The sequence below is a fragment of the Pseudochrobactrum kiredjianiae genome (genome assembly GCF_030362795.1).
Taxonomy (GTDB): Bacteria; Pseudomonadota; Alphaproteobacteria; order Rhizobiales; family Rhizobiaceae; genus Pseudochrobactrum; species Pseudochrobactrum kiredjianiae.
In genome coordinates, this window is sequence record NZ_JAUCBM010000001.1 from 973,157 (window position 1) to 995,969 (window position 22,813).

Annotated in this window: 15 protein-coding genes and 1 tRNA gene; 7 read left to right on the forward strand and 9 right to left on the reverse strand. The window is 51.6% G+C overall.

The annotated features are described in order from the left end of the window. Nucleotides 1–185: 185 nt before the first annotated feature. Nucleotides 186–1,661: a glucose-6-phosphate dehydrogenase gene (gene zwf / locus QUF18_RS04280; RefSeq protein WP_289385525.1), complete on the reverse strand. Its 1,476-nt coding sequence runs from the start codon at nt 1,659–1,661 to the stop codon at nt 186–188. 349 nt (nt 1,662–2,010) lie between these two features. Between zwf and QUF18_RS04285 the strand changes: the two genes are divergently transcribed. After that, nucleotides 2,011–2,760 carry a glucose 1-dehydrogenase gene (locus QUF18_RS04285; RefSeq protein WP_289385527.1) on the forward strand — a complete coding sequence of 250 codons (750 nt, stop codon included), beginning with the start codon at nt 2,011–2,013 and terminating at the stop codon, nt 2,758–2,760. 20 nt (nt 2,761–2,780) lie between these two features. Here QUF18_RS04285 and QUF18_RS04290 read toward each other — a convergent pair whose 3' ends face one another. From QUF18_RS04290 to aceA, 4 genes are all read right to left on the reverse strand, one after another. Continuing rightward, nucleotides 2,781–4,079, reverse strand: a complete 1,299-nt coding sequence (locus tag QUF18_RS04290) for an NAD(P)/FAD-dependent oxidoreductase (RefSeq protein WP_289385529.1) — start codon at nt 4,077–4,079, stop codon at nt 2,781–2,783. A gap of 95 nt (nt 4,080–4,174) precedes the next feature. Next, nucleotides 4,175–5,608 (reverse strand): glutamine synthetase family protein, encoded by a 1,434-nt coding sequence (locus QUF18_RS04295; RefSeq protein WP_289385531.1) that lies wholly within the window; start codon nt 5,606–5,608, stop codon nt 4,175–4,177. Nucleotides 5,609–6,145: 537 nt separating this feature from the next. Beyond that, nucleotides 6,146–6,379 carry an SMc00767 family acetate metabolism repressor gene (locus QUF18_RS04300; RefSeq protein ID WP_289385534.1) on the reverse strand — a complete coding sequence of 78 codons (234 nt, stop codon included), beginning with the start codon at nt 6,377–6,379 and terminating at the stop codon, nt 6,146–6,148. Nucleotides 6,380–6,543: 164 nt separating this feature from the next. After that, nucleotides 6,544–7,833, reverse strand: a complete 1,290-nt coding sequence (gene aceA, locus QUF18_RS04305; protein WP_289385536.1) for an isocitrate lyase — start codon at nt 7,831–7,833, stop codon at nt 6,544–6,546. 255 nt (nt 7,834–8,088) lie between these two features. Here aceA and QUF18_RS04310 point away from each other — a divergent pair, with 255 nt between their 5' ends. The 5 genes from QUF18_RS04310 to QUF18_RS04330 all read left to right on the forward strand — a co-directional run bounded on the left by QUF18_RS04310 (nt 8,089) and on the right by QUF18_RS04330 (nt 14,061). Further along, nucleotides 8,089–9,516, forward strand: a complete 1,428-nt coding sequence (locus QUF18_RS04310) for a helix-turn-helix domain-containing protein (protein ID WP_289385537.1) — start codon at nt 8,089–8,091, stop codon at nt 9,514–9,516. 335 nt (nt 9,517–9,851) lie between these two features. Continuing rightward, the gene (locus QUF18_RS04315; protein WP_289385538.1) at nt 9,852–10,964 is read left to right on the forward strand and encodes a polyamine ABC transporter substrate-binding protein; all 1,113 of its coding nucleotides are present in this window, start codon (nt 9,852–9,854) and stop codon (nt 10,962–10,964) included. A gap of 138 nt (nt 10,965–11,102) precedes the next feature. Further along, nucleotides 11,103–12,248: an ABC transporter ATP-binding protein gene (locus QUF18_RS04320; RefSeq protein ID WP_289385540.1), complete on the forward strand. Its 1,146-nt coding sequence runs from the start codon at nt 11,103–11,105 to the stop codon at nt 12,246–12,248. A gap of 77 nt (nt 12,249–12,325) precedes the next feature. Next, entirely contained in the window at nt 12,326–13,237 is a 912-nt protein-coding gene (locus tag QUF18_RS04325; RefSeq protein WP_289385541.1) for an ABC transporter permease subunit, read from the forward strand. Continuing rightward, on the forward strand, nt 13,237–14,061 hold the full coding sequence (locus tag QUF18_RS04330) for an ABC transporter permease (RefSeq protein ID WP_289385543.1): 825 nt from the start codon (nt 13,237–13,239) through the stop codon (nt 14,059–14,061). Before QUF18_RS04325 ends, QUF18_RS04330 begins: the two co-directional genes overlap by 1 nt. 59 nt (nt 14,062–14,120) lie before the next feature. Here the strand turns inward: QUF18_RS04330 and QUF18_RS04335 are convergent, their stop codons facing one another. Both QUF18_RS04335 and QUF18_RS04340 read right to left on the reverse strand, forming a co-directional pair. Then, nucleotides 14,121–16,100 carry an AsmA family protein gene (locus tag QUF18_RS04335; RefSeq protein ID WP_289385546.1) on the reverse strand — a complete coding sequence of 660 codons (1,980 nt, stop codon included), beginning with the start codon at nt 16,098–16,100 and terminating at the stop codon, nt 14,121–14,123. Between the two features lie 121 nt (nt 16,101–16,221). Then, nucleotides 16,222–19,422 carry a PAS domain S-box protein gene (locus QUF18_RS04340; RefSeq protein WP_289385548.1) on the reverse strand — a complete coding sequence of 1,067 codons (3,201 nt, stop codon included), beginning with the start codon at nt 19,420–19,422 and terminating at the stop codon, nt 16,222–16,224. Nucleotides 19,423–19,881: 459 nt separating this feature from the next. Here QUF18_RS04340 and QUF18_RS04345 point away from each other — a divergent pair. After that, nucleotides 19,882–19,958: transfer RNA gene (locus QUF18_RS04345), tRNA-His, on the forward strand. A 142-nt stretch (nt 19,959–20,100) separates the two neighbouring features. On the opposite strand, the gene xseA is transcribed toward QUF18_RS04345, so the two are convergent. Then, on the reverse strand, nt 20,101–21,696 hold the full coding sequence (gene xseA, locus QUF18_RS04350; protein ID WP_289386140.1) for an exodeoxyribonuclease VII large subunit: 1,596 nt from the start codon (nt 21,694–21,696) through the stop codon (nt 20,101–20,103). Nucleotides 21,697–21,902: 206 nt separating this feature from the next. Continuing rightward, on the reverse strand, nt 21,903–22,775 hold the full coding sequence (locus QUF18_RS04355) for a LysR family transcriptional regulator (protein WP_289385550.1): 873 nt from the start codon (nt 22,773–22,775) through the stop codon (nt 21,903–21,905). Nucleotides 22,776–22,813: the final 38 nt, after the last annotated feature.

Sequence of the window (22,813 nt, forward strand, 5' to 3'; positions counted from 1 at the left end):
TTAGGGCGATGATGTTCTGTCTCATCAGAGACTATCGTGCCCCGTCTCGTAAGAGACAAAGTGTATACGATGTCTCGTTAGTGACTATCGTGCCCCCGTCTCGTAAGAGACAAAGTGTACACGATGTCTCGTCAGAGACTATCGTGCCCCCGTCTCGTAAGAGACAAAGTGTACACGATGTCTCGTCAGAGACTATCGTGCCAAGTGCGGCCATCACGCTCGATCAGGGCAATTGAGCCGGAAGGGCCCCATGTGCCGGATGTATAGCCCTGAACTTTCTGTTCATTGCTTTCCCAGCCCTCAAGGATCGGATCAACCCAGCGCCATGCGGCTTCCACTTCGTCGCGGCGCATAAACAGGGTCTGGTTACCGCGCACAACATCCATAATCAGACGCTCATAGGCATCAGGATTACGCTCGTCAAATGAGGCGGCAAAGCTCATATCCAGCGGAATTTGGCGCAGACGCATACCACCCGGACCCGGATCTTTAATCATGATCCATTGCTTCACACCTTCATCCGGCTGCAAGCGAATGACCAGCTGATTGGCTGTGATGTGACCGGCGCTGCTCTCAAAAATCGAATGGGGAATGGGTTTGAAGGTCACCACAATTTCTGAAACGCGCTCAGCCAGTCTTTTGCCGGTACGTAAATAAAACGGTACATTCGCCCAGCGCCAATTGCCGATTTCGGCTTTGAGCGCCACGAAAGTCTCTGTGTTGCTGGTGCTGCTTCCGAGATCATCGGCATAGGATTTTACCGGCCCGCCCGCAGAAGCACCAGCGCGATATTGGCCGCGCACGGTATTTTCTTGTACATTCTCTGCGGTAATCGGCACGAGCGAACGTAGGACTTTGACCTTCTCATCATGGACAGCATCGGCTTCCAGCGATGCGGGAGCTTCCATAGCCACAAGGCAGAGCAATTGCAGCATATGGTTCTGCACCATATCGCGCAGTGCGCCAGCCGTGTCGTAATAGCCTGCACGACCTTCAAGACCGACAGATTCCGCAACCGTAATCTGCACATGATCAATATGGGCGGAGTTCCACAGCGGCTCATAAAGCGCATTGGCAAAGCGCAGTGCCATCAGGTTCTGCACGGTCTCTTTGCCGAGATAATGATCAATACGGAAAATCTGATCTTCGCGGAAAACACTGCCAATGGTGTCGTTGAGAATTTGTGCGGAAGCGAGATCGCGGCCGATCGGTTTTTCAACGACAATGCGGGTCTGGTCGGTAATCAGATCATTGCTTTTCAGCTGTTTCGCAATATCGCCAAACAGGCTCGGGCTGACAGCCAGATAGAAGGCACGAATATCTGCAGGCTTGTTTTTAATCAGCTTTTTAAGCTCAGCCCAACCCTGATCGGACTTGGCATCGACGGCCACATAGGAGATGCGCTGTAAAAACTCTTCGATTTGCTCTTCGTCAATCTCGTCTTTTTTGACGTGTTCATGAATCGCATTGCGGGCAAAGGTTTTATAATCCTCAACGCTCATTTCACTGCGCGAAGCACCTATAATGCGGGTTGGTTCGCTGAACTGTCCGGCACGCTGACGCTGGTAAAGGGCAGGGATCAGTTTGCGTTCGGCAAGGTCGCCCGAGCCGCCGAAAACGATGCAGTCAAAGGGCTCTACCGGAATTGTCTGGCTGGTCATGAACCTGTCTCTTTATTCGCTTGTGTCTGGACGCCTACGAGGGCGCCGTCAGGATATGGAGAGAAAGTGGTGGGATTGGGTCGGGTCGCGGTTTTCAACGAAGCAGTGATTTGTATTATAATCTAGCGAAATATCACAGTTGACAATAGCGGTTTTTTAAATCGATTTAAAAATCATGTAGAATACTGCTGTGTGGTGCGAGGCGTAAACATATCTGTGAGCAGGCTCAAGATTCCCTTCATCGTCGAAATGCTTTATGCATGGGAGTAACTGATTTGCATAGCAGCGTCAGGGGAACTGGAAGCCGGTTCTAAGTCTGAAGCTGCTTGATGAAGGCTTGGAGAGAATTATGGCACGTTTGAAGGATAAGGTTGCAATTGTTACCGGCGCCGGTTCAGGTTTTGGTGAGGCAATTGCCCGCCGCTTTGCGCAGGAAGGTGCAAAAGTTACCGTTGCCGATATTAATCCGAAACGCGCCAATGATGTTGCAAGCTCGATCGGTAAAAATGCTGTGCCGCTGGCCGTGGACGTGTCGCGTAAAGATGATGTTGAGCGGCTGATCGGTGTGACGCTGCAGCAATTTGGCCGACTGGATATTATGGTCAATAATGCCGGTTTTGCTTATAAAAATATGCTGCTGACCGATGTGCCGGAAGACAGTTTCGACCTCATCACCGCAGTAAATATGAAGGCGCTGTATCACTCCACACTGGCCGTGGTGCCTGTGATGCGTAAATTCGGCGGCGGCTCAATCATCAACACCGCGTCGATCAGTGCGAAACATCCGCGTAAAGGACTAACCTGGTACAATGCCTCAAAGGGCTGGGTGCTGAGCGCGACCAAATCAATGGCACTTGAGCTGGCCGAGTATAAAATCCGTGTCAATGCTATCTGTCCTGCAGAAAGCGAGACGGATACTTTGAAAATGATCCTCGGTATGGATAGTGATGAAGTCCGCGAGGAAATGAGAGCTTCGATCCCGCTTGGTCGTTTCTCCTTGCCGGAAGATATTGCCAATGCCGCGCTGTGGCTGGGCAGTGATGAGGCTTCGTTTGTCACCGGAACATCTGTTGATGTGGATGGCGGCTACAGCCTGTAAAACAGAAATGATGGATCGGATCAAATCCGATCCATCATGGCGAACCATGAGAGTGCGAGAAACAGCAGCGGTGCGCGAAAGGTGCGGCCACCCGGAAATGCTGGTACTTTGAGCGTTTCAAACCTGCGCAGGCGCTCGCGATTGCCGGTAACAGTCTCAGCATAGAGCTTGCCCATGAAATTGGCGAGCATAACGCCATGGCCGGAATAGCCACCGGCGCTGATCACATTGGGCATCACTTCGCGCACAAAGGGTTGCCGTGGCATGGTGATCCCAACCGAACCGCCCCAGCTATGCGTGATTTCAATATCTTTGAGCTGCGGATAGATTTCTGCAATCTGGCGGCGGATATGCGTAGCAATGTCGCGCGGATTATCTGCCGTATAAGCTTCCCGCCCGCCAAACAGCAGGCGACCATCTTTGGAACGGCGGAAATAGCGCACAACAAAACGGGAGTCGTCGACAGATTCACCACCGGATAACACACCATAAGAGGTATCCAGCGGAACCGTTGCGCCGATGAATGAGCGGATCGGCATGACATGCGCTGCGCTGACCGGTTCCAGATTACCGCCATAGGCGTTGACCGCAATCAGCGCTTTTTCCGCATTGATGATACCGCGCTCAGTTTTGACAATCACACGACCATTGGATGAGGTGATGCTGGTGGCTTTGCTGTTTTCATAGAGTTTCGCACCAGCCTGTGCTGCGGTTTTAGCCAGTCCGATCAGCAGTTTCATCGGGTGAATATGGCCGGTGCCGCTGTCATAGGTGCCGCCGAAATAACGCTTGGAGCCAAGCTTTTCCGCAACTTCATCGCGCTCCATGTAGCGTAAATGCGGATAGTTATAGCGCGTCGCCATAATTTCGCTATGAGCCTGATACTGTTTTTCATAGCGTTGTTTATGCGTCACGGACATATGTCCCTGCACATATTCCATATCGATATTATGCCGGACAGCGAAACTTAAGAGATGGTGCTTGGCTTCTTCAGCCAGATCAAAAAGCGCTTTAGCATGGTCAAAGCCGTATTGCTTTTCCAGATCTTCCGCACCGCAACGCTGGCCGGTATTCAACTGTCCGCCATTGCGGCCTGAGGCGCCGTCACCAAAACGGGCTTCATCAAGCAGCACGAGATCAACGCCGTGAGCCGCCAGATGATAAGCGGCAGACAGGCCGGTATAGCCGCCGCCGATAATCACGACATCAGTTTGTTGCGAGCCGTCAAATTGCGGATATTGCTGTCGCTCGCTGATACTTGCCTCATACCATGACAGTCCGGGAGAAATCGGGCTCTGGTATTGCTGTGACTGATGCATGGGATGCCTGTGCGTCGGAGGGCAAAATGATAAATGTATAGTCCGGCAAAAATTGCTCCGGCACATTGATCGAAAACAATATGCCGGAGAGGTATTTATACGTTAAGCAGCAGATATTCCCGCTCCCACGGGCTGATCACTTCCATGAAAGTTTCAAACTCTGCACGTTTAATCGCAGCGAAGGTGGTGGCGAAACTCTCGCCAAGCAATGCTTTGAGCTCATCATCCTGTTCAAACAGGTTCACAGCTTCAATCAGACCGCGCGGTAATTCAACCTCATTGCGGTTGACCGATGTGGTGACCGGTGCGTCCGGCATGATTTTATTTTTCAGCCCGAGCAGACCACAAGCGAGCGATGCAGCAAGCGCCAGATAGGGATTGGCATCCGATGACGGAATGCGATTTTCCACACGACGCGCCTGCGGGTCAGAACGCGGTACACGCAGAGCGGTGGTGCGGTTGTCGTAACCCCATTTCACATTGACAGGTGCTGATGCATCCGGTGTCAGGCGGCGATAGGAGTTCACATAAGGAGCGAACATCACCAGTGCATTCGGCACATGCTTCTGCATACCGCCGATGAAATGGTAGAAAGCCTCGCTCTCGGTGCCGTCTTCATTGCTGAAGATATTCTTGCCGGTCTTTTTATCAACGATCGACTGATGAATATGCATGGCTGAACCCGGCTGCCCCTGAATAGGCTTGGCCATAAAGGTCGCATACATATCATGCTTGAGTGCGGCTTCGCGGATGGTACGCTTGAACATGAAAGCCTGATCGGCAAGTTCAATCGGATCGCCGTGACGCAGGTTGATTTCCAGCTGACCTGCACCTTCTTCGTGGATCAGCGTATCAATCTCCAGTCCCTGCGCTTCGGAGAAATGATAAATATCATCGATCAGTTCGTCGAATTCGTTGACACCGGCAATGGAATAGCCCTGACCGCCGCCAATGGCGCGACCTGAACGGCCGACCGGTGGTGTCAGCGGATAATCCGGATCCGGGTTTTTGCGCACCAGATAAAATTCGATTTCAGGGGCAACAACCGGTTTGAGGCCGAGTTTGGCATATTCATCAACCACGCGTTTCAACACATTGCGCGGGGTGAATTCTGCAATGCGACCATCCTGATAAACGAGGTCGCAGAGAACCTGCGCGGTCGGATCCGTTTCCCACGGCACAACAGTGAGGGTGGAAAGATCAGCAACAAGACGCAGATCGCCGTCATCTTCCGGATAGACAAAGCCGTGGCCGTCATCAGGATAATCACCGGAAATAGTGACCATGAAGACAGCGGACGGCAATGCCAGCGTGGAATTGGAAATGAACTTCTTAGACGGCATCATCTTGCCGCGTGCAACCCCCGCCTGATCGGGGGTGATGCATTCAATATCTTCGATATCGCGCCATGCCAGCCATTCAGAAGCTTCTTTCCAGTTTTTGACGCCGCGCAGCGACTTGACATAGGCTGGTGTACCGCGACGTACAGCTTTGCGCGGTTTTTTCTTCTCAGTAGGTGTGACAGGCATTGTTCACCGGATATCTGTTTACGATTTGGCCACCATAGCTTTTGCAGTGACCTTTGACAAACAGAGTAGCATTTGTGCGCAGAAGCGTAAGTCCTGCTGTTAAAATATTTTTTGCCAATGAGCGTGGTGGAGGACGCAGGCTGCCCGAAACTGTCCGGTATGATTTGAGGATAATACAAGACAGTTAGTCATGATATCCGGACAGCCTGCGATTGTGCGGCTTCACAATAAATAACTGCCCCGAGAATGCGGGAGGGGGGGGTGTGGGGATGGAAGCCGAACCTGAGGAAATCGTGCTGCCCTGCTTTGAGAAAATGGCAGGACAGCAGGGAGGATGCTTGGTTTTAATTGTGGGTGACACTGATTGATGTCAGCCAATCGCCGGTAGTTGTGAAGTTTAGTTTCGTGTCAGAACAACTGGTGTCAGCAGATCACCCCACTGGCCTTCGCCTTCCCGCATTGCGTAGCATGCAAACCAAAAAGTACATTGCGTAGCATGCAAACAAAAAAAGCATGGTGGTGCAGGCCAGTGGAAACTTAGTTTCGTGTCAGGACTACCGGTGTCAGCAGATCACCCCACTGGCCTTCGCCGCCATGATGACGGGCAGAGCGCACCAGTTCAACGGATACGCCGGCTTCAACTGCTTTCATAACAGCATGGTTGAGGCGGTGAAGATCATTGGCCAGCATACGGATCGCAGCCTTCTGGTCTTCTGTCATAGCCGAAGCTTGTTCTTCGGCTCGTTCTTTAACCTGTGGTTTGGTCATCATGGTCTTTGTCCTTGGGTTAGAGCGAGATGGTGAGCTGAAGTTGGGGTTGAGATAAAATCCGTAACCGGAAGAGAGCCATATGGCCGGGTGAAGGAGAGTATCCGGTTACGGATGGCTATATGCAGAGTGTGACTGGAGTCCGGCTCTGCTGATCCGCCTTTTGCTTATTCGGCAGCAGGACGGAACTGGTCATGTTCGGTCGATTCACTCATGGCCGTTGTTGAAGACTGGCCGCCGGTGATCGCCATGGAGACGGCATCGAAATAGCCGGTGCCAACCTCGCGCTGATGTTTGGTTGCTGTGTAGCCGTTAATTTCAGCTGCAAATTCAGCTTCCTGCAATTCCGAATAGGCCGCCATCTGACGATCTTTGTAGCCGCGAGCCAGTTCGAACATGCCGAAATTGAGCTGGTGGAAACCGGCCAGCGTGATGAACTGGAACTTGTAGCCCATTGCCCCAAGCTCGCGCTGGAACTTGGCAATGGTGGCGTCGTCGAGATTCTTCTTCCAGTTGAACGACGGTGAGCAATTATAGGCCAGCAGTTTACCCGGATGCGCTTTATGTACGCCTTCGGCAAATTTACGCGCCTGTTCCAGATCGGGTTTCGAGGTTTCGCACCAGATCAGATCGCAATGCGGAGCATAGGCCACAGCGCGGGCAATACATGGCTCGAGACCGTTTTTCACATGGTAGAAACCTTCAACGGTGCGTCCCTTGTCATAATCAACAAATGGCTGATCGCGCTCATCAATATCCGAAGTCAGCAGCTTGGCGGCTTCAGCGTCAGTACGGGCGATAACTAATGTCGGCGTGCCCATAATGTCGGCTGCAAGACGCGCGGCATTCAGATTGCGGATATGGGCAGCCGTCGGGATCAGAACTTTGCCGCCGAGGTGGCCGCATTTCTTTTCCGAAGCCAGCTGGTCTTCAAAATGAACACCGGCGGCGCCAGCCTCAATGAAAGCCTTCATGATTTCAAAAGCATTCAGCGGGCCGCCGAAACCTGCTTCCGCATCGGCAACAATCGGCGCAAACCATGTATCTACGGAAAGGCCATTGCCTTCTGCAGTTTCAATCTGGTCGGCGCGCTGCAAAGTGCGGTTGATGCGCTTGGCCAGTTCCGGTGCTGCATTGGCCGGATAGAGTGACTGGTCCGGATACATCGCAGAAGCCGTATTGGCATCGGCTGCAACCTGCCATCCGGAGAGGTAAATGGCCTGCAAGCCTGCACGAACCATCTGCATCGCCTGATTGCCGGAGAGGGCACCCAGTGCATTGACGAAGTTTTCTTCATGAATGAGTTTCCACAGGCGGTTGGCACCCATTTCAGCCAGACTGTAGCGGATTTCAACCGAACCGCGCAGGCGCTTTACATCTTCAGCAGTATGTGAGCGCTGCAAGCCGTCGAAGCGGCCTTTTGGTGCGGATGGTACCAGATTGTAAAAATCAGTCATGATCAGATATCCTGTAAAACTATATCATCAGATTTTGTGTTGAGTGGTTGTTTTGTCTGTGACCAGATTTACAGATGCTGAGTTCTGTGGCTAGAAAAATGCATTATTTCAGCATTTTATTCGGGTTATGCTGTGTGTGTTTTGACAGGGTGGGTTTGTAAATTTGTAAATTTTGTAAATTTGACAAATCGCAAGAATTAGTCACATTCTTTACAGATCGGATAAATCCGGATGTTTCTTGAAGAGGGCAGGCCTGTGGCAGAACGTAAAATATTTGCCGGTGCGCGCATCCGGCGTATTCGCAATGAGCGGGCGCTGACACAGGTTGCGATGGCTGAGGATTTAGGGATCTCGCCGTCTTATCTTAATCTGATTGAGCGTAATCAGCGGCCGTTAACAGTGCAGCTGCTGCTGAAACTGGCCTCTGTTTATAAAGTTGATCTGGATCAGCTGCAGGAAGAAACCGGCTCGGTGCTGGCCGGATTAAAAGAAGTGTTTTCCGAGCCGCTTTTGGCCGGTGAATTACCGGGCGATCAGGAGCTGATTGATATTTGCGAAGCGGCACCGAATGCGGCGGCGGGGGTGCTGAAATTATTCCGCGCCTATCGTGAGCAGCAAAAGCGACTCACAGACTTGTCCGATATGATGGTGCGTGAGGGGAAGGCGCTGACACTCGCACCGACGCGCTTGCCACTGGATGAAGTGCGTGAAGTTCTGGCGCGCAGACCCAATTATTTTGACCGCATTGAAGCGGAGGCCGACAGTTTCAGCCGCCTGCTGAAGTCGGATGACGGGCTGGCTGTCGCGCTGAAGCAATGGCTGAAACGCGAGCAGTCAATTACTGTGCGCACATTGCCTGCCGCAACTATGCCGAATTGGCGGCGGCGTTATGACCGGCACTCATTGCGTTTGTTTATCTCCGAGCGCCTGTCTGTTTTCGATCAGTTGCGCGAGATTGCGATGGAGGCTGTTTCCATTCGCATGCAGGTGGTGATCGGCGCCGAGCTGGAAGACCTGAAATTAAGTTCAGCGGAGGCAAAGCGCATCGCGCGGTTTGAACTGTTGCGCTATGCAGCCCATGCTTTGATGATGCCCTATACGCCGTTTCGCGAGGCGGCTCAGCGCGCAAAATATGACATTGATGTGCTGCGATCGCGTTTCAACGTCTCTTTCGAGCAGGTGGCTTGCCGGTTGACGACGCTACAAAAACAAGGCGCTTCCGGTATTCCGTTCTTTTTACAGGAGATTGATCAGGCGGGTAATCGCTTGCGTCATTTCGGGGCACAAGGCTTTCCGCAAGCGCGATTTGGTGGTGCCTGTCCGAAGCTGCAGATTTACAATGCCTTTTCTCAACCACAGCATTATCTGGCTGAGCAGGTCGAAATGCCGGATAGATTGCAATATCTGACAATCAGCCGGACCGTTGAGGGGCCGATGACCGGTTTTGGCGAGCAACCGCGACGAACCGCGCTGATGCTGGGCTGTGAGGCATCTTTTGCTCTGGAAACAGTTTATGCGGCTTATCTGGCTGGTATGTCGTCCGGCAGTGCTGTCAGTCCGGTTGGAACCGCCTGCCGCCTGTGTGAGAGGCAGGCTTGTCTTGCGCGTGCCGAACCACCGCTAACACGCCCGCTGGCGCTGGATGAGATGGTCTCCGGTTTCTCTGCCTATGACTTTCAGTAAAGGACATTAAAAGCGGGGGAGATTCGGGCATTTTGTCAGTTATAGTTTCTGTGTGGCATATCTTTGAAAGATAAGGCTTATATCCGTATTGGTATGCCCCCGTCTGGAAGGTAAAAATCACCCCTTTGTGCGCCCTGAAGGACACACAAAGTTTAAAATTGTGTTCATTAAATTCAAATATATCCCGCTTTGGGCTTTAAGTGTCATCTTTCCGTTGACGAAAGCAAATTAATCTCAAAAGGTAACGGAGAATGCACATTGAAGGGCAATGTGCGGGGGACATTCTCGGCCTGAAGGGTTGTTTGTTCCGTGAAGCTTTCTGGACGGAGTGACTGATGAAGATCAAAGCCCATTTGCTTTCCTATGTATCGGCCAGTTGCGTGGCGCTTGCTGCACTGCTGCCGGCACTTCCTGCGGCTGCACAAGAGCGGGTGCTGAACATCTATAATTGGTCGGATTATATTGATGATTCCATCCTGAAAGACTTCACCAAGGAAACCGGCATTAAGATCGTCTATGACGTTTATGATTCCAACGAAATTCTTGAGACCAAATTGCTGGCCGGCGGTAGCGGCTACGATATCGTTGTACCTTCAGCTGAATTTATGGGACGTCAGATTCCGGCGGGTGTTTTCCAGAAACTGGATAAAGACAAACTGCCAAATCTGAAAAATATGTGGGACGAGATTTCAAGCCGCACCACTGTTTATGATCCGGGCAACGAATATTCGATCAACTATATGTGGGGCACCACAGGGATCGGCTACAACAAAGCGAAGATCAAAGCCGCTCTTGGCGTTGACGAGATCGATAGCTGGGATATTTTGTTCAAGCCCGAAAATTCTGCCAAGCTGAAAGATTGCGGCATTTACCTGCTGGATTCTGGCAGTGAAATGCTGCGTCCGGCGCTGCATTATCTGGGCTTCGATACCAATAATCCTACCGCTGAAAGCTTTGCCAAGGCAGAAGAGCTTTACCTGAGCATTCGTCCGAATATCCGTAAATTCCATTCTTCAGAATATATCAATGCGCTGGCCAATGGCGATATCTGTATGGCTGTCGGTTATTCCGGTGATATTTTTCAGGCGCGTGACCGTGCAGATGAAGCTAAGAACGGTGTAGAAATCGGCTATTCGATCCCGAAAGAAGGCGCTCTGATGTGGTTTGACCAGATGGTCATTCCGGCTGATGCCAAGCATGTGGAAGAAGCGCACGAGTTCATCAATTACATCATGCGCCCTGAAGTGATCGCCAAGGCTTCGGACTATGTGTTCTATGCCAATGGTAACAAGGCGTCTCAGGAATTCATCGATAAAGAACTGCTGAATGATCCGGCAGTTTATCCGAGCGAAGAAGTGATGAAACAACTTTTCGTGCCGATGCCTTACCCGCCAAAAATCAATCAGATGGCAACACGCACCTGGACCAAGATTGTGACAGGGCACTAAAATTGAGGAACAAACGGGGCATTTGCCCCGTTTGTTTTATTGTCTGAGAAACGGAACGGCAGATCGTTTCCGATACTTTCTTTTTGATGTTTAAAATTAGCTTCGAGACCGTTAAGCCCCGCAATAAGAGGGAACAGCATGAAATCTTTTGGTAGTTTTCGCCGTAAGTTCGCACCATGGAACGATCCGGCTGCCAAACCCTATATTTCCTTCGAGAATATCGTCAAAAAGTTTGATGATGTGACAGTGATTGATGATCTGTCGCTGAATATTTTTAATCGCGAATTTTTCGCTCTGCTCGGGGCTTCCGGTAGCGGTAAATCGACTTTGATGCGTATGCTGGCAGGTTTTGAAGAGCCGACTTCCGGCCGTATCATGCTGGACGGGCAGGATTTGCGTGGTATTCCGCCCTATAAGCGTCCTGTGAATATGATGTTCCAGTCCTATGCTTTGTTTCCGCATATGACCGTTGAGCAGAATATTGCTTTCGGCTTGAAGCAGGATGGCATGGCCAAGTCTGACATGGCCGATCGTGTGAATGATATGCTGAAGCTGGTGAAGCTGGAAAAATTCTCCAAGCGCAAGCCGCATCAGCTTTCCGGTGGTCAGCGACAGCGTGTGGCTTTGGCGCGCGCGGTTGCCAAGCGCCCGAAAGTCTTGCTGCTGGATGAGCCTTTGGGTGCGCTGGATAAAAAACTGCGTGAAGAAACTCAGTTCGAGCTGATGGATTTGCAGATGAATCTCGGCCTGACCTTTTTGATCGTGACACACGATCAGGAGGAGGCGATGACTATGGCGGATCGTATTGCGGTGCTGGACAAGGGGCAGATCATGCAGGTTGCGACACCGGCAGAAGTCTATGAAGCGCCAAGCAGCAAATTCGTTGCCGACTTCATCGGTAATATCAATATTATTGAGGGCGAAGTCAGCCATTTTGCCAATGGAGTGGCAGATATTGAAAGTGCTGTGAATAATGTGGCGATCCGCACCAAAACTGCCAAGCAGCTGACTACGGGGCAAAAGGTCTGGTATGCGATCCGTCCTGAAAAAATTACGCTCAGCCGTGAAAAGCCGGAAGACGCATCCGTCAATGCCTTACAGGGTGAGTTGTGGGATATCGCTTATTTCGGCGATATGAATGTGTTCCATGTTCGCCTTGCCAATGGCCGTACCATCAAAGCATCGAGTATGAACTCTGTACGCCGCACCGATGATCCGCTGGGTTATGACGAACAGGTCTGGGTGTCGTTTGAAGATGACGCCGGTATGGTTCTGGTTTCCTGATCACCCAAAGCGCATTCCGAAAAATGTGAACGGTTTTGGGATAAAATGCGCGTCATCAAAGAGTTAAGGAGTAGTCCATGCAAAAAATAATTGCAGCTATTGCTTCCAGAGCGGTGATCGCCGTGCCTTATATCTGGCTCGGTCTGTTTTTTCTGATCCCGTTCTTCATTGTCTTTAAGATTTCGCTGTCACAGGTAGCGATGGCGATACCGGCCTATGATCCGCGCTTCTTCTGGAGCGATGAATTAAGTGTCATGTGGCAGAAATTCCAGCAATTCTCTTTCGAGAATTATATCTGGCTGACGCAGGATTCGCTTTATTATAAGGCTTATTTGTCGAGCGTTAAGATCGCTGGCGTGTCGACCTTTTTGGCGCTGCTGATTGGTTTTCCACTGGCCTATGGCATGGCGCGTGCACCGCTGACACTGCGCCCGACATTGCTGATGCTGGTGATCCTGCCATTCTGGACATCATTCCTTATCCGCGTTTATGCGTGGATTGCTATTCTCAAGCCGGAAGGCCTGCTCAATCAGTTTCTGATGGGGCTGAATATTATTGATACACCGCTGACGATCCTGAACACCGATACAGCAATCTATATCGGGATTGTTTATTCTTATCTGCCATTCATGGTGCTGCCGATTTATTCCGCATTGGAAAAGATGGATCACTCGCTGATTGAAGCGGCGCAGGATTTGGGCTGCACACCGCTGAAAGCTTTCTGGAAAATTACATTCCCGCTGGCTTTGCCGGGTGTAATTGCCGGTTCGATGCTGGTATTTATTCCGGCAATCGGTGAATTCGTGATCCCTGACCTGCTTGGTGGTTCCAGCACTCTGATGATCGGCAAAACCTTGTGGAGCGAGTTCTTCTCCAACCGTGACTGGCCGGTATCGGCTGCTGTGGCGGTGGTGCTGCTGGTTATTCTGGTCATTCCCATTGTGCTGTTCCAGAAAATGCAGACCCGCGCCGAGGGAGGAGACAAATAATGAGTGCTACATCCTGGTCACGTTTTAATATTGTCTCCGTCGTGCTTGGCTTTGCCTTTCTCTATCTGCCGATTGTGTTGCTAGTGGTGTATTCTTTCAATGAATCGCGTCTGGTGACTGTATGGTCCGGCTTCTCGGTCAAATGGTATGTCGAGCTTTTCAAAAATCAGGGTCTGAAAGATGCCGCGTGGGTTACCTTGCGCGTTGGTGTGCTGTCAGCCACAATTGCTACGGTACTCGGCACTTTGGGTGCGCTTGCATTGACGCGCTATACGCGTTTTCGCGGGCGCACTCTGTTCTCCGGTATGATCTACGCACCACTGGTAATGCCGGAAGTGATTACCGGTCTGTCGCTGTTGCTGTTATTCGTGGCTGTCGGTTTTGATCGTGGCTTCTGGACAGTGACATTGGCACATATCACCTTTGCCATGTGTTTTGTTGCCGTTGTTGTGCAGTCGCGTCTGGTGAGCTTTGACCGCTCGTTGGAAGAAGCGGCGATGGATCTTGGCGCGCCGCCGGTGACAACTTTTATGAAGATCACGCTGCCGATTATCCTGCCTGCGGTTGTTTCTGGCTGGATGCTGGCTTTCACGCTGTCACTGGATGATCTGGTGATTGCGAGCTTCACATCAGGGCCGGGTGCGACCACATTGCCGATGAAAATCTATAGTCAGGTGCGTCTGGGTGTAACGCCGGAAATCAATGCGGTTTGTACGCTGCTGATCGCTCTGGTCGCTACCGGCGTGATTATAGCATCTGTGGTCAATAAGCGTCGCGTGGTACAGCGCCAGCGCGATGAACAGGCGGCGTTCCGCCTCGGCTGATATGCTTGCAAGCTGGGTTCAGCTGAAAAAGCCGGTGCATCAAATGCACCGGCTTTTGTTTATTTGGATGGTGAGATAAACGGTCTGTCCCAAGAGCCGCCGACGAAGAAATGCAAATTCTCTGTTTCGGGCTTTTGTGGTTCTGTGGGTGCCGGATCAGGTGTCTGCGCTTCGCCTGTCTGGTCGGCCGCTTCACCATTCTCTGCCGGTTTCTCCGCAGGCTCTTTTTCTGGTAGCGGCAGCGAGAGTGTGCCTGAGAGGGCAAGGCTGCGGTCGGTCAGCGGAATAATACCGGTCAGTGATAATGCACCCTGCATGGTTTCAACTTTGGTGGTTTCCAGTGTGGCCACACCATCACCCAGTGAGGCTTTAACATCCAGGCGCTTGAAATCAAGGCTGACTTTGTCGCGCCGTTGCAGGGCAAAAAAGCCCTCGCTCTTCATCTTGGCAATAAAATCATTGAGATCAAAACCCAGCATCCGGCCGTTATTCAACGTAAAGCTGATTTGGCCGCGGGCATTCTGCAACATGCTTTGCAGGTTTTGCGGTGAGGTTTCGGCTGTCACAGAGAGATTACCCTGACCGCTCAGAATAGGATCGCTTAAACCGAGGGCTGTCAGGAAAGCGGCACTGTCGATATTCGCGGCATTCAGGCGAATGCCGATCGTGTCTTGCCCGTTTTCCGTTTGCGCGAGTTTGATGCTGGTCTGGATCGAGCCTTTAAACGCTTTGGCATCACCAATATCGAAAATCGCCTGACCATCGCGGATCTGCAAGGCAGCGGCAAGGCCGGTCATTTGTGCGGCACCAATCGTGGCGTTTTGTGCAGAGAGGCGGATATCGAGATCGGCACTGTTGAGCAGGCGGGTGTCAATCATACGCGGCGGGGCATAATACCGATAATCGTCATAAAGCTTGCTCTGTTCATCCTCACTGACTTTGGTGACCAGTGTCGTCACAGTATGAAAGAACGAGACAGCATTGAGGGTCTGGAAAGCCAGCGTACCGGTAACGATTGGCCGTTGTTTGCCAAGGCCGATTTCTGCAGCACCTTTGGCAGGCATATTGTTCAGGTTCAGCGCAATGTCAGCGAGTTTAATACGCTGCGGGGTGGCGCTGATATTGGTCTCAATGCTGAAAGCATCTTCCGCCGTGGTGCGCAGTGAATAGCTGGCATCCGAGGACAGGCCAAGCCAATGCAGGCTTTCACTCAGCGAAGGGCTGGCGAGGCTGAAGGCGCCTTCGGTAAAGATATTCTCAGAAATATTGCTGCGCCCGTCAAAGCTGAGCGTCAGCGGCTTGCTGGAAACTTGTGCTGTAATCTGGCTCATGCCACGCGCCAGCAGCAGCAAAGGCTGGGCAACACTCAGATTATATTCGGCTGTTTCTTTTTGCCAGACCGCTTTGCCCTTTACTGTTGCCGCGCTGGTAGTTTGCGGCCAGTTGATTGTGGCATTGATCTCGGTGATTTCTTTTGGTTGCTCGGTATTGCGGGTGGTAAAACCAATGCTGCTATTTTCCAGAACCAGCCTGCCAAAAGGCATTGTCTGTAACTGACTATCAGCATTCTGGCCATTCTCAGATTTTTTGGCAGCGAGATTACGCGCCTGACGGATGGCAAGGCCAAGGCGACCGGAGGATGAAGCCAGTGTGTTGACGAATTGCGGCAGGTCTTCCACCGGTTCGCTTAAATTGAAGTGGGCATTAATCAGACGAGTTTCGGAAAATGCCACGCGTCCAAACAGGGCGTCGAGCGGCGACATTTCCACTTCGATACGCTCAGCCGCCATGAATGGTGCATTGGCATCGTTCATTTTGCTCAAGGTGACGTCGCTCAAAGACGCACGGAAAACCGGAAAGAAACTCATACGCGGCGGCTGGCGGATTTCTACACTATAGCCGGTCCATGCGCTGATATTTTGTGCCAGATGCAAGCGAATTGAATCGGAGGAGACTATGTAAGGCAAGGCGGCCAGCGCCCCGACAACCAAGAGTGCCAACAGAGTGATAACAGCCAGAACGGGGCGTATCAGTTTCATTGTGTTCCGATCACGTAACAAATTATATCAGGCTGTTTTGATTTAAACCAGGTGCAGCCTGTTGCAAAGAGCGGAGACATAAGAAAGCACGGCAGCATGGATAATACTGCCGTTTCACAACCTATTCAGCCAGTACACGGGTTGGCGGAAAAGTGATTTCCACAGTTGTGCCCTGTTCCGGAATGGATTCAATGGTGAACTGCGCACGATTGGCTTCTACCATTGCTTTGGTGAGCGGCAGGCCAAGGCCGGTTCCCTGCTGGCGCCAGTCTTTGGTGTCAGGATTTTTGACCTGCGTCTGGCTGTTGTGATTGCTGACCTGACGGAACGGTTTGAGTGCCTGCTCAAGTTCGCTCGGATTCATGCCAATGCCTGTATCACGCACACGCATCACCACATGGCCATCCGGTTCATAACTGGTTGAAACAATCACCTGACCGCCCTGACCGGTAAAGCGGATCGCATTGGACAGGAGATTGAGCGCAACCTGACGAATGGAACGCGCATCAGCAACAATATCCGGCAGGAAGGCCGAGAAACTGGAGCGAATGATCACGCGTTCACGGTTGGCCTGCGGCTGCATCAGCGCCACAGCCTCCGCCAATGCATCATTAAGAGCGACGGCCTCAAACTCCAGATCCAGCGCACCGGCCTCAATCTTGGAAATATCCAGCAGGTCATTCACGAGTGCCAGCACGTGGTTGCCGGAGCGGTGAATATCGCGCAGATATTCACGATAGCGTTCATTACCGATAGGGCCGAATTTTTCTTCGGCCATCAGTTCGGAAAAGCCGATAATCGCATTCAACGGTGTGCGGATTTCGTGGCTGATCCGCGCCAGAAATTCGGTTTTATGGGTTGAGGCGCGTTCGGCTTCTTGACGCGCTGAGGTCAGTTCTTCCTCCGCACGTTTCCACTGGGTAATATCGCGCAGCACAGCGCAATAACCTTTGGACGCAGGTAGTTTACCGATTGTCATAAATAGCGGAATAAAACGCCCCTGCGCCTCGCGACCGATGACTTCACGCCCGTCATTGAGCAGGCTGGCAACGCCGTCACCGGCCAGCCCCTGAATATAATCAATCGCAGCGCGCTGGCTCTCAATCGCAAACAGCACTGCAAAAGACTTGCCCGACAGTTCATTGGCGTCATAACCGAACAGCGCTGCGGCAGACTGGTTAAGCGAGCGGATTTTTCCGTCCTGACCGATAATAACCACGCCGTCTGTTGCAGTATCCAGAATGGAAGTCAGTTCATCAATCTGGGTCTGCATAGCCTGAAAATCAGGCTGAGCACGATAATCTGTAACTGGTGCTGCTTCATTCGGTGCTGGTTTTTCAGCGGACTGGAGAGCCAGTTCAGATTGCATCTGATGCACGGGATTGTCCTGCGAAGCAGCGTCAATATCGGTATTGGTTACAAGCTTTGGCCGGTTTGGCTGTGTGTCGATCTTGTCGTCATTGTCGGCTTTGAGCACCAGTTCCGGCAACAGGCTGAGCATTAATGCACGGGCACCCTGCCATGGAACAGATTGCAAATGCGCCTCAACAATTTTATGGCCGCCATCGGCAAGGCACAGGATCATGCCACTGAGATTGCTGTCATCGGATTGGGCAAACAGCGCGTCAATGCCACCGGCATGACGCAAATCATCCAATGACCCGTAGCCGGTCATGTCGAAAAAGGCCTGATTGGCAAAATGCAACCGGTCAGCACTATGGATCAGTACCGGCACTGGCAGGCCGCTCAGCACATGCAAATCTTCATCTTCCTGCGCTTTTGTCTCAACCGGTGCTGCGGATTTCTCCGCATGTTCATTGAAATTCGCTGGTTGCACATCATGCGGATAGGGAATTTCTGCCATTTTTTCCGGTGGCGCAGTCACTGCCTGTTCATTTGCAGATTCGGGTGTTTGCGCCGCAGGTTGCGTCTTCGGCGTTTTTTGCAAAACCTCACGACGCAAACGGTCAGCAATTTCTCGGAATGCGCTGCGTTCTGTCGGCGATAGACCGTTTTCGGAACGGGCAGGGCGAATTTCTGTAATATTATTGCTTGCCGGCAGTTCCGGTTCGGCTGGCTTTTGTTCCGCTTCGCTTGCAGCAGGATGTTGGCGTGACTGTGTGGCACGCAGTGCTTCCATCAGGATGATTTTCTCACTGACAGGTGCAGCAGGTGTGTCTTCGGTTACTGGTGTTGCGGGCTGGTTTTCATGTTTTGCAACAGGGCCGGAGACCAAAGCAATGCCGATCGCTTCCGGGTCTTTCTCAGCCAGAGACGGGTACAATACGCCAAAGCCGCTAAAACCGGAAAAAGCTTTGTCACGGCCAAAAGCAGGCAGGGCTGCAAGATCAACCGGAATGCGCTGATCTGTACCCTGCACAGGCCAGAAAATGCGTTTTCCTGACCATGTTTCCTGTTGTTTGAGCAGGGCGGTAATCACACCGTCATGATCGAAGCCAAAGACTTGTGCGACATCCGAGAATTTGCGCCCGATAATATCGGCAGCATTTTGGCCAACAATTTCGGCAAATTCCGGTGAGATTTCAGTGAAAACCGTGTCAGCATCCACTTTCCAGATAAACCGTGCCGGAGGTGTTTCCTCTGCAATAGTTGTTACAACATCATCTGTCAGGGCGCTTTCTTCAGCGACAGCGCTTTCAACCGAACGCACTGTTTCGACAGGCGCATTATTATCCTGCGCTTTTTGCACGATGAACAGATAAGGCGTTTGCGGATCGTCGAGACGGATCATCATGGCAGGCAACGTGACTTGACCGGCACGCACGCGCCGTCGCACGATGCCATCTGCTTCATCCTGCGTTTCAATAATCAGATCAGCTAAAGTGTTGCTGTTGATTTGCAGAGCATCAAATTGTGCATTGCTATTGAGCACTGTGCCGTCTGTTAAAAGCTGCATCGCATGATGATGCGGCAAAAATGGTGCTGCGCTGGCGGTCGCGGATTGATGCGGCGCATTAATCAGAAGAACCGGCTTTTCTGCACTATTTAATAACAGTGGTGTGACTGTGCATTGTTGAAGAGCACTACGCAACCCGCCACCAAGACGCAACATAACCGGTTGCGCAATCTCGTGCTGCAAATCGAGAGCTAAAATCTGGCGGCGTATTTGCGGGCTCAGATCAGCATTTTTGCCGATTGCTGAGGTCGCATTGTCTTCACCGAGAAGCTGCGCGCCGCTATCATTGGCCCATAATATGTTTTGCAGATCATCGGATAGCACCAGCATTGCATCTCCCTTGGCGAGAGCCGCACGGATGCCGGAAAGAGGGATCAGCTCCATGAAATCCAGATGCTGTTGCATATATTTTGGTCCGTACCCGATCACTGACGAAAGTCTGATCTGTCTTAAGCTGTTGTCTGTTATCGGAAATTGATTGTTCCGATATGAAATATCCAATCATTATCACCATAAAAGAGGCTGTCCTGACAAACACTTTCTTAACACTTAGTTAATGTCCCCAGCCTTGGATGTTCATCTGGACTCATAGTGATGAAATTCAGAATTTGATGCAGCAGAGTTTGTGGTCACTATGGTTAACCAGTGGTAAATACACAGTTTCCATGGCATAATCATGTCAGGCAGATAGGTTCTCTGCATGGAATTCCGGCTATTTCGCAGGGTGGGATGCGAATTCCGTGCATTAATCCGCTAAAGCATCATATTTTCACAAAGTTTTTTTGATATGTGCTTGCAATATGCGGGGAATTTCCGTATCTGACCCCTATCGGCGGTTTGATTGATTCATCGCCGGATTGGTACGCGGTCGTAGCTCAGTTGGTTAGAGCGCAGGATTGTGGCTCCTGAGGTCGGTGGTTCAACTCCACTCGACCGTACCATTCTTTCCATTCTCATAACAATATTGAATATTGTGCGGTTTCAGTTTTAATCCGCTGAAAACGATATGCTTTTTATGCTCTTACGGGCAGGAATATACGCGTGGTTCAGACGCAGCTATTCTGGCTTGCTGTCGGGATGTGTCTAAAATAGCGTTCCCTGATTATCTGTTTTAGGATTTGATGATTTGTTTTTCTTTTTAACCGCTGGGGCTTGTAAATTTTCGCCTGTAGCAATCGCAAAAACATCGCCGTCATTGAAACGCAGCGTCAGATTTTCTCCCGATTGTACCGCTGCGGCTGCCTTAACCGGTAACCCCTGATCGTTGAGAACAATTGCAAAACCGCGCTTGAGCACGCTGGTATGAGACAGAGTTTCCATCAAGCGAGCCAGTTCCTGAGCGCGATTGTGGTATTTCTCAAGCCTGTGGCGCATGGCCTGATCGCCACGCCGTTGCAGGAGCGCAAGATTAACCGTCCATTGGTGTGAGCGGCGTAAAATCAGATCACCATTCAGCCGCGCTGACATTTGCTGTAGCAGATTACGGCTGTGACGCGCTTTGAGAGCCAGTCCCCTTGGCAGGCGCTGATTGAGTTGCTGCAATTGCAATTTGCGCTCTCTGGTCTGCTGGTTGAGCAGACGCGGGGAGAGGTGGCGTTTGAGGCCGTCAAAGCGTGCGCGTTTTTGCACTGTGCTGGTGAGCAATGCCCGGCCTAATCTTGAAGACGCTTCATCAAAACGTCGTCTTGGCAAAGCAAGCAGCTGATCTGTGGATGGTAGCGCGCGTTGTAATCCACGGTATGCTTCACGCCGTCTGTCGATCAGGCGTGTCATGGCAGCGCTTAACCTTGCGCCATGCGAAGCGATTTGCGCTTGCAAATCCGCCCGTACCGGCACAGCCATTTCTGCCGCACCAGTCGGCGTTGGGGCGCGAATATCGGCTGCCAGATCAATCAGTGTCCAGTCTGTTTCATGGCCGACTGCGGAGATAACCGGAATATGGGAACCAGCCACCGCTCTGACGACGCTTTCATCATTAAAGCCCCAAAGGTCTTCCAGACTGCCGCCACCTCGGGCAACAATTATGACATCAGGCCTCGGTAAGTGCTGGCCAAAATAGTCTGAATTAAAGCCGTTAACTGCACGGGAGACTTCCTCGCCGGTCGTTTCACCCTGTACCCGCACCGGCCAGACCAGCACATGCAGCGGGAAGCGGTCGGTAATCCGGTGAATAATATCGCGAATAACAGCGCCGGTTGGTGAGGTCACAACACCGATGGTGCGCGGCATGAATGGCAGCAGTTGTTTGCGATCTGCATCAAACAGCCCTTCACGCCCAAGTCGTTGCTTGCGTTCTTCAAGCAAGGCCATCAGAGCGCCGGCACCGGCAGGCTCCATCTGCTCAATCACGATCTGATATTTGGATGAGCCAGGATAGGTGGTGAGTTTACCGGTGGCGATGACTTCCATGCCTTCTTCGGGGCGGAATTTAATCCGGCTCATAGAGCCGCGCCAGATCACTGCTTCGATGCGCGCACGCTCGTCTTTCAGTGCGAAATAGGCATGGCCGGAGGAGTGCGGGCCGCGATAGCCGGAGATTTCACCGCGCACGCGCACATGGCTGAACGTATCCTCAACGGTACGTTTCAGCGCGCCGGATATTTCCGAGACAGAATATTCCGCAACATTGGATGCGGTGTTTTCTGTCGAATGTGCGGGCGAATCTGAAAAAAAACTCATGGCTCTATTGGCCATTTTATGGGCTTGGCGGTCAAGCATCTTTGACGCCTCATCAGGTGAAGCGGCAGAATTGCAAAGGATTCTTGCCGGTAATGCCAAAACCCTATGAGTATGACTCATGGGGGTTTGGTTAAGCCCGAGTGGCGATTGAACTTTTCAAGACGTGATGCGTCAGCATCTTGAGCGTCTTGGTATAAGCAGTACCGTTAAATTGAAATTCGTATAGTTTTCCGGAAGCTTGCCTTGATCGCCGCCGCAATCAGATCAATCGCTGGTGCATGGATGCCCTGCGCTCGAATAAGAGAAAGCGAGCAGGCGGGCAGTTTTGGAAAACCATCCTCTTCCGTTAAGATGCGCATACCGCTCCCAACCATGTTTTCCGGTAATATGGTGATAGCGCTGCCTGAACGCACGGCCATAGCGATCGAGCGGGTTGAGGTCGTTGAGAGAGCAATGCGATATTCACGTTGCAGCGTGTTTAGAGCATCTGTGAGAATTTTACGCCAGCTACAATTCGGACGGTTCATCGCCAGTGGCAAAACAGCTTCCTCATGAGGAGAGTTTTCGGCTGAGGTGACCCATACAAAGCGGCTTGAATTCAACACTTCGGAACGTTTTTGACCCGCAGGCTGCACGATAAGCGCCAGATCAAGCGCACCACGCCGGATATGGTCAATCAGCGCATCAGTCGGCTCGCACTGGATGATTGTCTCAACCGCCGGATAATCACGGAAAATCGGATGTAGCGCATCTTCCACCATATGCTCCAGATACAGATCGGGAAGGCCAACGCGAATATTGGCCTGTAGTTTATCTGTACGGAACGAGGTTATCGTCTCATGGTTCAGTTCCAGCAGGCGACGCGCATAAGTTAATAATTTTTCACCATGCGGTGTCAGCTGAAGGGTGCGGCCATCGCGCGAAAAAAGCGGATTGCCGATACGCTCTTCAAGACGCCGGATTTGCATGGAAATAGCAGACTGGGTTCTGAAGACACTATCGGCTGTTTTGGTGAAGCTTCCGGTTTCGGCAATCAGCAGAAAAGTACGCAACTGATCCAGGTCAAGAAGTGTCTGCATGCCATGCTCCGGTTGAACTTTGATAAATATATGAATTA